This is a genomic window from Chitinophagaceae bacterium (genome assembly GCA_016699815.1).
In the GTDB taxonomy this organism is placed as follows: Bacteria; Bacteroidota; Bacteroidia; order Chitinophagales; family Chitinophagaceae; genus Ferruginibacter.
In genome coordinates this window covers 2,185,320-2,201,767 of sequence record CP065012.1, presented here as the reverse complement: position 1 = coordinate 2,201,767, position 16,448 = coordinate 2,185,320, and the positions used below count along the sequence as shown (strand labels likewise).

Annotated in this window: 14 protein-coding genes; all 14 read left to right on the top strand. The window is 35.6% G+C overall.

Going from position 1 to position 16,448, the window contains the following annotated elements:
• Position 1: 1 nt before the first annotated feature.
• Entirely contained in the window at positions 2 to 2,617 is a 2,616-nt protein-coding gene (locus IPO46_09810) for a DEAD/DEAH box helicase family protein (GenBank protein ID QQS62405.1), read from the top strand.
• 392 nt (positions 2,618 to 3,009) lie between these two features.
• The gene (locus tag IPO46_09805) at positions 3,010 to 3,957 is read left to right on the top strand and encodes a hypothetical protein (protein QQS62404.1); all 948 of its coding nucleotides are present in this window, start codon (positions 3,010 to 3,012) and stop codon (positions 3,955 to 3,957) included.
• A gap of 278 nt (positions 3,958 to 4,235) precedes the next feature.
• Positions 4,236 to 4,715 carry a hypothetical protein gene (locus IPO46_09800; protein ID QQS62403.1) on the top strand — a complete coding sequence of 160 codons (480 nt, stop codon included), beginning with the start codon at positions 4,236 to 4,238 and terminating at the stop codon, positions 4,713 to 4,715.
• A gap of 114 nt (positions 4,716 to 4,829) precedes the next feature.
• A complete protein-coding gene (locus tag IPO46_09795; GenBank protein ID QQS62402.1) occupies positions 4,830 to 5,357 on the top strand; it encodes an NgoFVII family restriction endonuclease in 528 nt (175 codons plus the stop codon).
• 277 nt (positions 5,358 to 5,634) lie between these two features.
• Complete coding sequence (locus tag IPO46_09790) at positions 5,635 to 5,859, top strand: hypothetical protein (GenBank protein ID QQS62401.1); 225 nt, start codon at positions 5,635 to 5,637, stop codon at positions 5,857 to 5,859.
• A 13-nt stretch (positions 5,860 to 5,872) separates the two neighbouring features.
• On the top strand, positions 5,873 to 6,568 hold the full coding sequence (locus tag IPO46_09785; GenBank protein QQS62400.1) for a hypothetical protein: 696 nt from the start codon (positions 5,873 to 5,875) through the stop codon (positions 6,566 to 6,568).
• A 286-nt stretch (positions 6,569 to 6,854) separates the two neighbouring features.
• A complete protein-coding gene (locus tag IPO46_09780; protein QQS62399.1) occupies positions 6,855 to 8,078 on the top strand; it encodes an ATP-dependent Clp protease proteolytic subunit in 1,224 nt (407 codons plus the stop codon).
• A 7-nt stretch (positions 8,079 to 8,085) separates the two neighbouring features.
• Positions 8,086 to 8,301, top strand: a complete 216-nt coding sequence (locus tag IPO46_09775; protein ID QQS62398.1) for a hypothetical protein — start codon at positions 8,086 to 8,088, stop codon at positions 8,299 to 8,301.
• Positions 8,302 to 8,607: 306 nt separating this feature from the next.
• Entirely contained in the window at positions 8,608 to 10,158 is a 1,551-nt protein-coding gene (locus tag IPO46_09770; GenBank protein ID QQS62397.1) for a SulP family inorganic anion transporter, read from the top strand.
• A 424-nt stretch (positions 10,159 to 10,582) separates the two neighbouring features.
• Positions 10,583 to 11,275 (top strand): hypothetical protein, encoded by a 693-nt coding sequence (locus tag IPO46_09765; protein ID QQS62396.1) that lies wholly within the window; start codon positions 10,583 to 10,585, stop codon positions 11,273 to 11,275.
• Positions 11,276 to 11,814: 539 nt separating this feature from the next.
• Positions 11,815 to 12,585, top strand: coding sequence for a hypothetical protein (locus tag IPO46_09760; protein ID QQS62395.1), 771 nt, complete (start codon positions 11,815 to 11,817; stop codon positions 12,583 to 12,585).
• Positions 12,586 to 12,978: 393 nt separating this feature from the next.
• On the top strand, positions 12,979 to 13,665 hold the full coding sequence (locus IPO46_09755) for a hypothetical protein (GenBank protein QQS62394.1): 687 nt from the start codon (positions 12,979 to 12,981) through the stop codon (positions 13,663 to 13,665).
• Between the two features lie 480 nt (positions 13,666 to 14,145).
• Positions 14,146 to 14,994: a LytTR family transcriptional regulator gene (locus tag IPO46_09750; protein QQS62393.1), complete on the top strand. Its 849-nt coding sequence runs from the start codon at positions 14,146 to 14,148 to the stop codon at positions 14,992 to 14,994.
• A 69-nt stretch (positions 14,995 to 15,063) separates the two neighbouring features.
• Positions 15,064 to 16,230: an intradiol ring-cleavage dioxygenase gene (locus tag IPO46_09745; GenBank protein QQS62392.1), complete on the top strand. Its 1,167-nt coding sequence runs from the start codon at positions 15,064 to 15,066 to the stop codon at positions 16,228 to 16,230.
• Positions 16,231 to 16,448 lie beyond the last annotated feature (218 nt).

Below are 16,448 nucleotides of genomic sequence, written 5' to 3'. Positions count from 1 at the left end.
AATGGAACTAAAACCATATCAACAGCAAGTAATTAGTGACGTTTCTCTGTTCTTGGAGCAAGTACAGGAAACCAAAGACGTTAAAGAGGCTTTTTATAATTTTTGGGCAACCCACCCAAGAACACCGTTATTTCCGTATGCTGGCACTGCAATCGAGCCATATAAAAATAATATTGAACGAGTGCCTCATATTTGCATAAAAGTGCCTACTGCTGGTGGAAAAACTTTTATAGCTTGTAATGCCATCAAGACAATTTTTGATGCGTTTGATTACGATAAAGCGAAAGCAGTTGTTTGGTTAGTGCCTTCAATTACTATTTTAGACCAAACAATTAAAAATCTTAAAGACACATCACATCCTTATCGTCAAAAAATAAATTCACAGTTCGGTAATAAAGTAGAAGTATTTGACAAGGCTGCTTTGCTTCAAGGAAGCGGATTTAACGCCACTTCTGTAAAAGAGCAGTTGAACATATTTGTTTTAAGTTTTGATAGCATTAGAACAGCAAACAAAGAAGGAAGAAAAGTTTTTGAACAAAACGGCTCATTGCAATCTTTTGAAAGCCTTTTAGGGAAAGAAGAAGAAATCACTTTAATGAAAGTCTTACAGTTTTTAAATCCTTTGGTAATCGTTGATGAAAGCCACAATGCTGAAAGTGATTTGAGTGTTGATATGCTTAAAGAATTTAATCCTTGTTTCATTCTTGACCTTACAGCAACTCCGAGAAAGAACAGCAACATTATAAGTTTCATTGACGCCTTGGAATTGAAAAAGGAAAACATGGTTAAACTTCCTGTTATTGTTTACAACCATCAAGATAAAACCGAAGTAATAAATTCCAGTTTGCAATTGCAAAAACGTCTGGAAATACAAGCAATTGACGAAGAAAAGAAAGGTGGCAAATATATACGACCTATTGTTTTATTTCAGGCACAACCCAAAAACGGAAAAGACTTTTTAAACGAGGAAGAAGAAAAATCAAATGTGCAGAAACTTAAAGAAAAACTTATTGAGTTAAAAATTCCTGCTGAACAAATTAAAATTAAAACTGCAAGCATTAATGAAATAAAAGGAATTGATTTAATGAGCAAAGAATGTGATGTCCGTTTTATCATTACCATTAATGCCTTAAAAGAAGGTTGGGATTGTCCATTTGCTTATATCTTGGCTTCATTAGCAGACAAAAGTTCGGCAGTTGATGTTGAACAAATTTTAGGAAGGGTTTTACGACAACCGTATGTAATGAAACACAACTTTCCATTGCTCAATTTGAGTTATGTTTTAACGGCATCGTCAAAGTTCCTTGACACATTAGACAACATTGTAAAAGGTTTGAACAAAGCAGGTTTTAGCGACAAAGATTATAAACTTGCCGACCCAGCAATGTTGGAAGAAGCAAAAAAACAAGACCCATTACAACAGCTTTCAGTTTTCCCGACTACAGAAACGGCAAAAGAAGATATTACTTCTGATATTGACACAACAAGAATTTCAGTGCCTTCGGAATCCGCTTTACCAAGCACAACCGTTTCTGAAATTGAGCAAACGGCAATAGAGCAAAATGAAGCATTTGAAAAAACGGTTTCCGAAATGGAAGCTACTAATACAACCGTTTTACCTAACGAAATACAAAAGCTTGTGAAATCATACAGCATTAAAGACATTTTTAAAGAACAGGCTGAGCAAATTAATTTGCCACAGTTCTATTTAAAAATCCCTGCAAACGAATTATTTCAACAGCAGGAAAATGAACTGCCATTAGAAAAAGAAAACCTTTTAGACGGTTTTGCTTTAAGTAAAGCCGACACAAATATTGCTTTTGATAGCATTACTTCTGAACTCTATAAAGTTGACTTAGACGAAACAAAAAAAGAGCATACCCCAACATTTGTAAGGCTTGACGGACAAGTAAAAGAAAGCATAATGACTTACATTCTTGACCCATCGAGAAAAGAAAGTCGTATAAAAAACTTTACGAAACGAATAATGGACATTATTGGAAATATGTACCCAATCCCTGACAAAGAAATTGAAAAATACATTAACAGAATTTTAGAAGACTTTAAAGACGAACAGTTTGGCGACTTTGCAAACAATGAATACACATACACAGACAAAATAAAACAGAAAATAAAATCGCTTTCAGAAACTTTTGCTGAAAAGAAATTCAAAGACTTTTTAGACACTGACAAAGTTTTTATCAAACCTTCATTTGAATTACCAAAAAGCATTTCACCTGGCGATACTGCAAAAGATATTACTAAATCTCTTTACGAGAAAGAAGGAAGCATGAATGGTTTTGAAGAACGTGTAATCAATGAAATTGGTAACATGACAAACATTGCTTTCTGGACACGGAATATTGAAAGAAAAGGTTTTAGAATTAACGGTTTTGTAAATCATTATCCTGACTTTATCATTCAGACAAAAAGCGGTAAGACAATTTTATTAGAAACAAAAGGCGACCATTTAGATGCTGAACCTAAAATAAGACTCGGCGGACTTTGGGCTGGTAAAGCTGGTAACAATTATCGCTACTTCATGGTTTATGAAAGACGAACAGTTGATGGAGCATATAAACTGGAAGACTTTATCAATATCATTAAGGACATTTAGATTGAGGAGAAATTGCGAAGTCTCTAATAGCCAACGCACCAAGTCAGGCACATTTGCAAGGCACACAAAGCCGACACACAAAAGCCAACCTTGCAAAAGAGCCTGCCTTGTGCCAACGCACAGGCAACACTCTACGGTTGGACACAGACCCACATTATAGATGACAGCGGAGATAGGGCGAACGTACAACAGGGGGTTTGCCAAAATACGGGCGGACGGAAGTTATCTTCGGCTTTTTGTAATTCTATTGTGCTTCATATCGGGCTGGACATTATCTATTTAGCTTTTTGTTGTTATCTTCATCATCAGTTTTTCAATCATCATCGGTACCGGGCTGACGGAATACTAATTCCCGTACTTCGGCAAGCCCTGTCCGTTAGCAGCAACCGTATATGACAAAGTCTCTACTATTTATATTATCAGTTTGGGTTGGACAAATTTCTTATGGACAACAATTAGTCAGACCACCTGCCGAGTACTATTTAAATCTTGCAATTTCTGATTCATTAAGCCAAATTAAAGAATACAGTAAGGCGACACAACATTTGAATTTAGCATTTGAATCTTTTGGTTGGCGTGGGACACCCGCCGACAGATTTAAGGCTGCAAGAATTTTTGCTTTAGCGAATAACTACGACTCTGCATTTAAAAACATTGAAAGACTTTGGAAACAAGAGTATATTAATTATTTAAGACTTACTACTGACACAGCTTTTAATGTTTTAAAAAAGAAAAATCAACTTCGGTTTGACACATTAATTCAGCATATAAAAAAAGTAAAAGAGGAAATTGCCCCAAAGCAAAACCTTGTATGGTCTAATTATCTTGACAGTATTTTTCTTGAAGACCAATTATTAAGAAGAAAATGGCAAAAAGCTGCAAACGCTTATGGATACTCTTCAAACGAAGCACAAAAATATTGGCCAGAAATCCATTTAAAAGATTCCCTAAATCTAATTGCTGTAACAAATTTCATAAATAATTATGGATGGCAAAGCAAGGAGGTAGTTGGACAGACAGGTAATTCAACTTTGTTTTTAGTAATTCAACATTCCGACTCTGCAACACAAGAGAAATATTTGCCAATTCTAAAAAAAGCAGTAAAACAAAATAAGGCAAGTCCCGGCGACCTTGCTTTATTACTAGATAGACTTTCAGTTGCAAAATATGGTTATCAAATTTATGGTAGTCAAGTTCACGAGGACACGGCAACAAAAAAAACAGTATTCTTTCCGATTAAAAACGAAAAGAAAGTTGACAAGAGAAGAAAGAAAATGAAATTGCAACCTTTAAGTGAATATGGAAGACTTTTTGGTATTACTTATAAACCAATAGAGTGACGGAAAACGGTATGCTGCTAACATTGGTATTGCCAATAGTGGGGCTTGACATTGGAGCAATCAGCTGCGGTAATTCTGTTGTGCTGTGGTTCGGGGCATGACGAATAGAGCCCAGCTTTAGTTCTTAATATTTAACTTTATCAAAAAGCCGGGCAGCAGTTCCCAGCGGACGAATATAAAATTCCCCACCATCGGCAATACCTGCCCGTAAGCTGCAACCCTTTGACAGCGTAACTCTAACTTCAACATTAAAAAATTATGGGACTTATTTTTATAATTTGTATCATTCTCATTATTGTTATTTAAATTACAAGCGCTCCAAAAAGAAAAAGGCGAAAATTGAAACTGAGAGTGAATTGGCTGCTACCTTAAAAGAGTTAGAGAAAAATCCTGACGATGTTAATTTGATTATTAAGAAAGCTACTGCCATTGCTTATCTTGAAGGTTTTGAAAATGGTTTTAAAATTTTTGATGACGCTATACTAAAAATTCCAAGTTCAGGTTCGCTATATTATTATCGAGGATGGCTTACAACTCAAGCCAATGAAAATCTTCCTAAAGAAGCATATTTCTTTTATGCCAAAGCAATCGAGTTTGGAGGCTTAGACCAAAACGAACTTACTTACGCATACTATATGAGAGGACAGATTGGACATAATCACAATGTTATCGGTGCAAAAGCGGATTTGTTTAAAGCTAAGTCTATGGGAAGTAAATCAGCAGAGAATTATATTAAAGAATGGAGATTAAAAGAATAGAAAAATAACTATAATGGGACTCGTAATATTTTTAAGGAAGCGACAGAATGAAAACTGGTTTAGGAAACTTTTGGTAAATTCAATGGACACAGGCTTAGGGAATAATGTACTTTTATGTTCAGGTTTTTTCAAGAATATTTCAAAGGCGGAATTTACCAGGTTTCTACAGAAGCCAATTTCGATGGTGTTCTTTTAAAACATAAAATTAATCTAACTACAGTTGGAGTACATAATCCTCAATGGCTGACTCCTTACAAAAATTTCAGAGATAATTTAAAAAATCAAGGCATAGTTGTTTCTGCAAAGCTTAGCACAACATTTCATTGGCACGCCAAAATCTTTATCCTTAAGAAAGATGACAGACCCATTTTTGGTATCGTTGGGAGTAGCAACATGACGAGAAATGCTTTTGGTGTGACAACTCCTTTTAACTTCGAAGCAGATGTATTCCTTTGGCTGGATGAGTTCAAAGAATTAAACGATTTAATTACAGAAAGCCTCGTAGAAATTCAGCAATTCAGTAGTGAAGTAATTATTGCAGACTATGACCCTGAAAAAAACTTTGGTTTGACAATTGAAGACAGACTTATACAATTAGTTTCAGACGTTGAAAATGGTGAACTTACAGACCTCCCCGATTAGGGTATGCAGCTTACATGGGGTTTTGTGCAAGCAGGGCTTGACGTTCAAACTTCGGCTGTTTGCATCGCTCTACTTTGGTTCGGGCTGGACGGAATTCTGTTGGGCTTTTGGTTCTTATCTTGTACTTTTATTTCTTTATTGGGCTTCAGTTCCGGGCTGGACAATCAACAATGCCCTGCCTGCACAAAGCCCTGTTCGTTGCCTGCAAGTTTATTGGGCAACCGTATTCTAATCAAAATTCCCAGACACCAATTTTTTCAAACCAAAACTACTTGACATGAAAAATTACCAATGCAAAAAATGTAAGACGACAATTCAAAACAATTCTTCACCAAGCAGTTTTAATTGTCCAGGCGGTGGTATGCACTCATGGACAGACTTAGGTGAAGTTGGTGCAAACAATTATCAATGCAAAAAATGCGGAACATTAATCAAAGCAAAAAACACACCTTCATCTTTTAATTGCCCATCAGGCAGTATGCACTCATGGACAAAACTCTAAACCTTGACACAAAATGAACGAAGCACTAACAAATCTCTATTCATCAAAGTGGGACAACCTTACGGCTGGACTCAAACCAATTATTGAAGATTCCAATCTGGACATAAAACCTGCTAACCCTCTTCTTCTTTACATTGACAACGAAGAAGAATATAAAAATGCAGACATCCGACTTATGATTTATGGTCAAGAAACCAATAGTTGGTACGAAAAAGAAAACGGTACTATTGACGACATACAAACTCTTTATGACGGCTTTTTTAATGAGGGAGATTGCTGGAAATATGGCGGACAATTTTGGAATGGCATAAGCAGGTTCTTATCCTCTTTGCAAAAAAAGTTCCCTGACAAAAAAATCCGCTTGACATGGAACAATATTGTAAAAATCGGTAAGCATGGCGACAAAGGTTTTCCACCTGATTACATTTACGAAATCGAACGAGAACACTTTCATGTAATTCCACAAGAGTTAGAAATATTAAATCCCAATGTTGTTTTATTCTTGACAGGGCCAAATTATGACAGCATCATAAAAGACAATTTTGGAGAACTAAAATATGAAGCACTTCCTAACTCAACAGAAAGACAACTTTCAAGAGTGACTTTAAAAAATGTTCCGTTTGCATACAGAACTTATCACCCAAATTATTTGTGGCGTAACGACATTGACGATTATTTTGACACCATAATTGACGACATAAATTTCTAACGGGCGACATAGAAAACCTGCAGGCAACATTGGGTTTGGCGTTATTGGGGCAGGACGTTGTTATCTTCATCTGCAGCAACATGGCAGCAGTTGTTCGGGCTGGACGTTTTTCAATTTGGCTTTTAGTTGTTAACTTCAACTTCATATTTTTAATTGGGCTTTAGTTCCGGGCGGACGTTTTTCAAATCCCCCAACAACGCCAAGCCCTGCCCGTTGTGCGTCATGCTTAGGAGACATCCGTGCAAATTAATTATTTCTATATTCGTAAAATGAAAATTCAAAACTAATGGCAAGAATTTTAAATGAATATGTTTCTAGACGACTTGGAATTTTAGAGTTACAAACCGAACTGCAAAAATTAATTGCTGACTATAATAAACATACAGGAAGATATATGTTTATTTATGCGGCAGATATTAATAAAGCAAGAAACCGAGGAATTGATGTTAGCCTTGTTCAAGATGACTTTTACAATATCCAAGACATCTTAAGACAGTCAGACAAAAAGAAAATTGATTTCTACATTGAAACGCCTGGCGGTAGTGGTGAAGCTGCAGAAGAAATTGCAAAGTTTTTAAGAAAAAAGTTTGAAGAGGTTAATTTCGTAATTGCTGGTGAAGCAAAAAGTGCAGGCACTATTTTGGTTCTTTCTGGTGACAATATCTACATGACTGAAACTGGTAGCTTAGGTCCTATAGATGCTCAAGTAAAAATTGGGCGATCTGTTGTTTCTGCACATGATTATAAAGCATGGGTCGATGAGAAAAAAGATGAAGCAGCCAAGAACGGCAACTTAAATCCATTTGACGCTGTAATGGTTGCACAAATTTCACCCGGAGAATTATATGGTGTAATTAACTCATTGGAATTTGCCAAAGACTTAGTAAAAGAATGGCTTGAAAAATATAAGTTTAAAAATTGGACAACTACCAGAGATACTAAAACTCCTGTCACAAATGAAATGCGTAAGAAACGAGCAAATGATGTTGCTGATATGTTTTGTGACCATATGACTTGGAGGACACACGGTCGTTCATTAAAAATTGAAGATTTGGCTGAGGTTTTAGTTATTGAAAATATTGATGCTGACAAAAAACTAGCAGACATTGTTTACCGGATAAAAACGGTATTAAGAATGATTTTCGACGGTTCAACTATTTACAAACTATACTATCTTGATGACTTCAAATTGGCAAAAACATTTACGGTAAGCCCATCAGGAAATTTACCTGCCCAAATCCCATTTGGACAACCTCAAAAACAAGGACAACAAAAAGTAGTAGATGCCGTTGAATTAGATATACAATGTCCAAAGTGCGGTAAAAGGCATAAAGTAACTGGTTATATGGACATTAATAGTCAAGAAATACAGAAACAAAAGCTTAAAATCAATCCAAATGTCAAGGATAATGACATTTTGGTTTGTGATAGTTGTAATTTTGCCTTAGATTTGAAACCAATAAAAAACCAAGTAGAAACTCAATCTAAGAGAAAAGTAACCTTCAAATAAATTGAAAATGGCAGAACCATTAAAAATTAAAATTGACTTTGACAACGCAGAAACAAAAGGCTTGTTACAGTTTATCACTGAAACCCAAGAAGGTAAATACACTACTCAAAAACCTGACTTGACACAAGTAACTTACAAGCGACTTGACATTCAAGAACAAGACAAAATTCATTCGGTTGATGAGATTGCCGATGAAGTAATTCTTTTTGGCGTTTCTTATTAATTATTTCAACTTTTTGTTTTACGAAGTAGCACGAACGCACAACATTGGTATTGCCAATAGTGTGGCTCGACATTGGAGCAATCAGCAGCGGTAATTCTACTGTACTGCGGTTCGGGGCTTGACCTGCAAAGCCCAGCTTTAGTTCTTAATATTTAACTTTATCAAAAAGCCAGGCAGCAGTTCCGGGCGGACGAATATAAATTCCCCACCATCGGCAATACCTGTTCGTTATGCGCAACCTTTTTGGGACACCACATTAACTAAACACATTACCTTTGACAGAATAACAAAGACATTTAAAGAAGAGTGAAAAGGACAATTAAGTATTACAGAATCATTTGGCTTAAACACGACTTACCTGCCGGACTTTCCGTTTTTTTTGTTGCACTTCCGCTTTGCCTTGGGATTGCATTGGCTTCGGGTGCGCCACTTTACGCAGGGATTTTAACAGGCATCATAGGTGGACTTATGGTTTCACTCATCAGTGGTTCTCAACTTGCCGTTTCGGGACCTGCGGCTGGCTTGACAACATTGGTTGCCGCTTCCATCATTTCGCTGGGCGACTATAAAATATTTCTGCTTACAGTTGTAATAGCTGGCTTGTTTCAACTCATTCTTGGGCTTTTGAAAATGGGTGTAATTGCCAATTATTTTCCTTCATCGGTTATTAAAGGAATGTTAGCTGCAATCGGCATTATTCTTATCACTAAACAAATTCCTATTGCCTTGGGATATGACCAACCTGATTTTTGGGCAGGCGGAATTTTAAAATTGTTTTCAGGCAAAGATGTTCCTGCTAATCTTGACGGTTTCAGACATCATGTAACTGCCGGTACTCTGCTAATTTCAATTCTTTCAATTGTAATTTTTCGTATGTTACAATTACCATTTGCACATAAATTAAAAACAATTCCTGCGCCATTATTAGTCGTTGTTTTAGGAATAGTTATCAACTTAATTTTTAGTAGTGCAACATCAGGGTTTTCTCTAAAACATACTCAATTAGTAAATATTCCAACGAATATTTTTGAAGAAATTTCGTTTCCCGATTTCACTAAACTTTTCAGCAATACTGAAATATGGAAGGACGGAATAACAATTGGACTGCTTGCAACACTTGAAACTTTGCTTTGTATTGAAGCCATTGACAAATTAGACAGACGTAACCGCATAACACCTATAAATCGGGAACTGGTTGCACAAGGAATTGGAAATATGACTTGCGGACTTTTAGGCGCAATTCCAATGACAGCAGTTGTTGTAAGAGGCTCGGCAAATGTTGACGCAGGAGCAAGGACAAAACTTTCAGCATTCACACATGGACTTTTTCTTTTGCTTGCGGTATTACTTGTTCCATTTCTGCTCAACAAAATTCCTTACGCTTCGCTTGCAGCCATTCTCATTATCACTGGTTACAACTTGACAAAACCTAAACTCTATCGCAATATGTGGAGTTTAGGATGGAAACAGTTTTTGCCGTTCATACTTACAATCTTCGCCATTCTTGCAACAGACCTGCTTATTGGGGTGAGTATAGGCTTGCTGTTATCCACATACTTTATCATTCGCAGTAACTTTAAAACGGAATATAAAATCACGAAAAAGACAATTAATGAGATTGAAACTGAACATATCAAACTCAACTCTGACGTTACATTCCTGAACAAAGTGAGTTTAAAGAAAGCATTGGACGAAGTAGCTGAAAATAGTGTGCTGACAATTGACGGCAGCGAGTGTAATTTTATTGACTACGATATTCTTGAAATTATTAGTGAATTTGAAAACAAGGCAAAGGAAAGACATATAGAACTGCGGTTAATTGGTATAGAAAAAGTAAACGTAACAGCATTACATTGACAATGAAATATGAAACGAGGACACAATTAGGGAAGGACAGCAAGGCAGCGCATAACACGGGTATTGCCAATAGTGGGGCTTGACGGAAGAACAATCAGCAGCGGTAATTCTATTGTGCTGCGGTTCGGGGCTTGACGAACAAAGCCCAGCTTTAGTTCTTATTATTTATCTTTAGCAAAAAGCCAGGCAGTGGTTCCGGCGGACAGGAATTCTATTTCCCCACCATCGGCAATACCTGTCCGTTGGCAGAAATAAGTGGACACACCTCAAACTTTGAAGCTGCAACGCAGGACATTAAGAAACCCTGCATTCATAAGCACTTCAACAGAATATGAAAGAGAAAATTTATAATGCTAACGGCGGAAAATTCTGACACAGCGCCTGTAACTCTGAAGGTAAGAATCTAACAATTTAATTTTTAAAAATGAAAAAGTTTTTTTTCAGTTTAGTTGCAATCATAGGGATTGCTATTTCTAGTTATTCGCAGATTCCTTCGATTGGATTAATGCACAATAAATGTTTAGATAATGGCTTCAAAGCAAGTAGTTCATTCAATCAAATTGTAGCTCAATCAGTTAATTGCTTAAATTCAAGTGGGTTGAACATAGACGAAAAATCCAGTTCTGCAATTGCTGAAAAACTATCGTCTTTAAATTCCTCTAGTAGTCAAGACCTTTATGAAAAATTGCTTTCAGTTTACAAACAAGGGAAAAGCTCTTTAGCTATTGAATATGCAAATCAAATTGACAATATTTTAAGTGTCATTAATGACCTCCCAAATATTGCAAATGAAAATAAGGAACTCTATGACAATGCAATTGTAAAGCAATTTGAGTCTATTCGAAGTAATATTAATAAATCAAAACTTACAAACGATGAGTTTACTCAGCTAAACAATACTATTGATATAGCAATTGGTTCTGCCATTTATTGGCACGATTATCAATCAGGGCAAAACGTGCAAGCCAAAAAATGGTGGCAACAAATTGTTACATTCGTAGGAAATGATGTTTTGGGAGCTGGTGCCGTTATGCAAGTAACTTATTCAGCTTTACCGCCACAAGCCTATGTTGCAGCGGGATTAGCCTGCTCTGCATATAATATGCTTTATCCATAATATTTAAAAATAATTGCAGTGCCAAAACTTGGCACTGCAATTTCAATAATAGAGTTATGAAGTTTAAACTTTTCATCTTGAACATTTTGATTGTAATAAACGCAATTGTATTATACATTCTTTTTATTTTTACAATAGCAGGAGAAATATCGCTTTCAACAATAAAGGGACGAATAGTAAATTTTTCGGAAATACTGTTATTTTTTATTTTTCTGAGCCTATTTGTTCAAATTAAGATATATAATCAAATTGTCTTTTTAAGCATTTCACTTTTCTTGCCGTTGAAGTATGCAACAATAATTGACAAAGGAAATTTTATAGAATGCAAAACTTATTTTTTGGCATTCAAATTAAATGAACAAATATTTTTTAAAAGTGAAAGTTTACAGTTAATTTCCGATTCTTCTACACAAATATTATCCAACAAATATTCTTCATTTCGAATCTCCTTAAATGAAAAAGAAATTGTTGAGTTAAGTCAAAAGCTTAGCAACATGGGATTTAAAATATTGTAGATAATTTGATTCAAAAATATTAAAATGAAGTTTATTGCACTTATTGCTATTCTTTTCTCATACTTTCATTCTAAAGCTCAAAATCTGCAAATTGACACATCTTCAAAAAACAAAAAGCCAGAAATATTTTCTTCAGGATTTATTGATGTAATGAACACCGGGCAAGTAAATGCATCTGCACGTTTCATTAAATTGTATATCGGAGAGCCGGGAAAATTTTCAATTCCCATTTCATTTTATTGTGGAGTAAGCAATAATACATTTCAGGCTTCATCCCCAACAAAAAGCAACGAACAGTTAGTAAGCCAGTATATCAACCCAATGAGCGGCTTGGTCAACATTAGCCTTGACCAAACTGTTTATTTTAAGAAAACAGAAAAACTAACCAAGACGGCGTTCATTTGTCAATTAGGCGAACGGTTATTGAACGGGACACGCATAGGTCAAATCTCAGACCCTCTAACAGGTAAACCTGTAAATTTCCTCAACACGTTTGCAACTGGCGGCTTTTTGTTTCAAACTGGTGCTTGGGAGAAGACCAACTCGAAAAACGTCGGAATATTTTGGTTAACCACACGCTACCATTTTTGTAAATCTTCCCCTAAGTCCATAAAGGAATTTCTGCCCGATATTGAGACTAAGGGAATCTATACTGGCTATTCGATAGGTTTCGGAATAGAAATAAACAAGGTTGTTGACATCAAAGCAATATATTATAAATATCTTAAAGCCCCCGAGATTGATTACGGGCTTCCCATTTATCAATTTTCGTTCAATTATCAAATGCAGAAATGAGCAGTATTCTATCTTACTTCTGCCAACAAAAGTATTTGCAAAAGCAGGGCTGGACAATGAAACATCAACTATGTACTACTATCAGCAGCGGTTCCGGCTGGACGTTCTTTATTCAGCTTTAGTACATATCTTCAAAAGCAGTTTTTCAATTGGGCATTTGTACCGGGCTGGACAATCAATGAATTCCCTGCCTTCGCAAATACTCACCGTTGGCAGAAATAATATCGCAACATTTCAAACTTCGACAGTATAAAATCAGGACATTAAGAAACCCTGCAACATTAATTACTTCGACAGAATATGCAAGAGCGAAATTTTAACTGCTAACGGGCAGAACAATCCGACACAGAGCCCTAATCTGAAGGTAGGAATAACAACATTAACTTATCTAAAATGAAAACGACTCTTATTCTCTTTGTGCTAAGTATTAGCCTTTATTCATGTAAAAAGATTTCGAACCGACCCGATAATGAACCGATTTCGAAAGAAGATTTTATAAGTAAGACTAAAAATTTACTTGGTGACAACAGAAATTCATTAAGCCGAGACACATCAAATGAATTTATTGATTATTCTACGACCACATATTATGATATGTATAAAGATACAAATACCTACCAGTTCTACTATACGAAAATTTATAACAATGGAATAGAAAGTGGAGGTTTAATCAGTCTTCTTCTTGAAGATAGGCGTGTCTTTCATTGTATTGTAAAACCAACGCAAAATACCGACGGTAGTTATACGAATCATTTTACTTCGTACGATAATGTCGATTTAGGCTCAATTACCGTTGATAGCGGGGTTGTCATTAATTCTACAATTGAACCAAGTAGTTCATCTGATGGCGGGAGAACTCAACTTGAGAGGTCTTGGTGGTCATGTACACAAGATTGTGTAAGCGATGCCCATATAGCGTGCTTTCAGAATACAACTTGTCAAACATTGTTAATGGCTACAAATGCAGGATCTGGGTTTGCTCAACCTCGTGGCGTTGGTGCTGGCTCATTTTCAATTTCTGTTGCATGTGGTGTGTCATGTATCAGGAATAGTAATTTGGATTTACTTCCGCAATATTAGAGCTTATGAGAAATTCAATTGACATTATTTTTTCTGTTCTACTGCTAATAGTCGGCATTTCCTTAGTGGTCGAGTTTTTCGACCCCAAAATATATCAATACAAATGGATGTTCATAATTAATGGAATTATCCTAACAGTATTAGCAGGGTATAAATTGATGAATAGAAAAAATGTAAAATAGAAGTTTACAAAAGGTTGCGGGCGGACAATTAACCGCCTGCTTCCTTTAGCAAATTATAATCTTTGCCATACTTCTGCCAACAAAAGTATTTGCAAAAGCAGGGCTGGACAATGTAACTTCAGCTATTTGCAAGCATCAGCAGCGGTTCGGGCTCGACGTTCAATGTTCAGCTTTAGTTCTTAACTTCAACAACATATTTTCAATTTGGCATTTGTACCGGGCTGGACAATCAATGAATTCCCTGCCTTCGCAAATACTCGAACGTTATGTGCAACCCTGTCGGACACTCCCAAATAGTATGAACAGAATTTTGCCAATACAATTTAGTAAAACAGACAAGAGAATTGCTTTTGTCTTGACACTGCTTGTATTAGCTTTTATCGTACTTACATTGATGCAAGACTTTTTACGGTCAGAATTGAAAAATTCGTCATTCTATTTTTCCGAATCATTTATGTTCAGTTCATTTTGGTGGCTTTTTGCACCTTTATTATTTTCACAATATCTTGCTGTCAGATGGAAAATAACTAAGCAATTATATTTTCATATAACAATAATTCTTTTACCCATTTTTGTTCATTTGATTGCATTTCCGTTTTCAGTTTGGACAATATCCAAGATATTTTATTATCACACTTTTGCATTTCAACAAACATTCAGATATGCTTTATCAGAACATTTATACCTGTTAGCCATAATATACTCCATTCCGGTATTGATTTTTCAGTTTTTTTACAAAAAAGCGATATTGGCAGTTCCCGGTTCTGAAGTACAAAACGAGAGTTCGACAAACCACTTTATTAGCACTATCTTAGTAACTGATGGCAATAAAAAACAGAATATCACCGTATCAGAGATATTGTATTTTTCAGCAAACCCACCTTATATCAATATTCACCTTGAAGGCAAAAAACACCTGTATAATGCGACATTGAGGTCTATTTCAATTACATTAAACCCCGAAAAATTTGTAAGGGTACATAAATCCACCATTGTCAATATTGAAATGGTTAGTTCCTACACCACAAGGCTTAATGGGGATTATGATTTAACAATGAAAAATAATGTACAACTTCGGGTTAGCAGAAATTTTGCAACGGATTTTAAAAATCTGTTTAATAAAACTCATCGCTTGACAACAAAATAACCTCATTTTGCAACATATAATTTGATTTACAGTGATCTAATAATGAGATTTGCTTAAAAATATTTGGCAATGGGAACAAGAACATTTTTTCTTTTTTTAGCAACTTCCATATTACTAAGCTGTAAAGGACAAAGGGTTGGCGGAAATTTTGAAAATAGTGAGTTTACTTTTAATGGTATTACAAAGGCAATTAGTGCTGTTGATACAAGTTCCGGTTGGACTCAGAACGGGCAAAAAATTCTACTTACGGGAATAGCATATCATCAAGATGGGATAACACCAGCACCAAATGTTCTTATATACTACTATCAGACAAACATAGAAGGAAGGTATGTACATAAACCCATGGAAAAACGGAGTATGCCGCCAAATGAAAAAGGGCAAACTCACGGATATATTCGTGGGTGGGTAAAAACTGATTCATCAGGGAGATATTTTATATACACTGTAAGGCCAGGTAAATATCCTACAAGGGATTTCCCAGCTCACATACATATGACCATTAAAGAACCTAACGAAATTAATGAGTACTATATTGACGATGTTGTATTTGATGATGATAAATTGCTGACAACAGCCTATAGAAAAAAAATGGAAAACCGTACAGGAAGTGGAGTTGTAACGATGGTTAAACAAAAAGATTCTCTGTTAGTTGGGGAAAGAAACATCATTCTTGGGTTAAACATTCCTAACTATCCTATAAAAAACACAATTGGAATCAATTCGGGAAAAAATATAGGTGAAGATGTATTTTCTTTTACGCCATTCCATGCATGGGGGCCTGATAAAGGAAGTAAGGCCTGCCCTATTTGTAAGTATGGGTGGTATCATGGTATTCTATACTTTGTTGGTAACAATCCCAATTGGAAGGATATAAAAGAATGGCTTACATTTTTGGAATCTGAAAGCAAAAAGCGGGAAAAATACCTGAAAGTTTATTTTGTTTACGGTAATGAATCAAACTATAGCAAGGTTAATAGGGAAAAAGAATTAGAAAATTTGGGAATAGAATTAAAACTTGAAAAAACAGCACTAACTTTTGTCCCTTCTTTTTCTGATACAGATTCTGACATTAGAGATAGTAAAATAAATCAACAAGTTGATAACACAATCATACTATTTAAAAGAAGTAAGATTATTGGAAAGTTTGTAAACTTAAAACCAACACAAGACAACTTTAAACTTTTATCAAACAGGCTTGATGAAACCATAAATGAATACTTTTACTTACATTAAACAGGAAAGCAAAGCCTTTTAAGAAGGGTGTGCACATAACAAATGTATTGCCGACAAATGGGGCTTGACGGAAGAACAATCAGCTGCAAATCGCTATTATACTGCATCCTGGCTTGACAGAATTCTGCTGGGCAGTTAGTTGTTAACTTGTACTTTTAATCATTATTCGACTGCAGTTGCGGGCAGACACAGCATCAAATATCCCATCTGCGGCAATA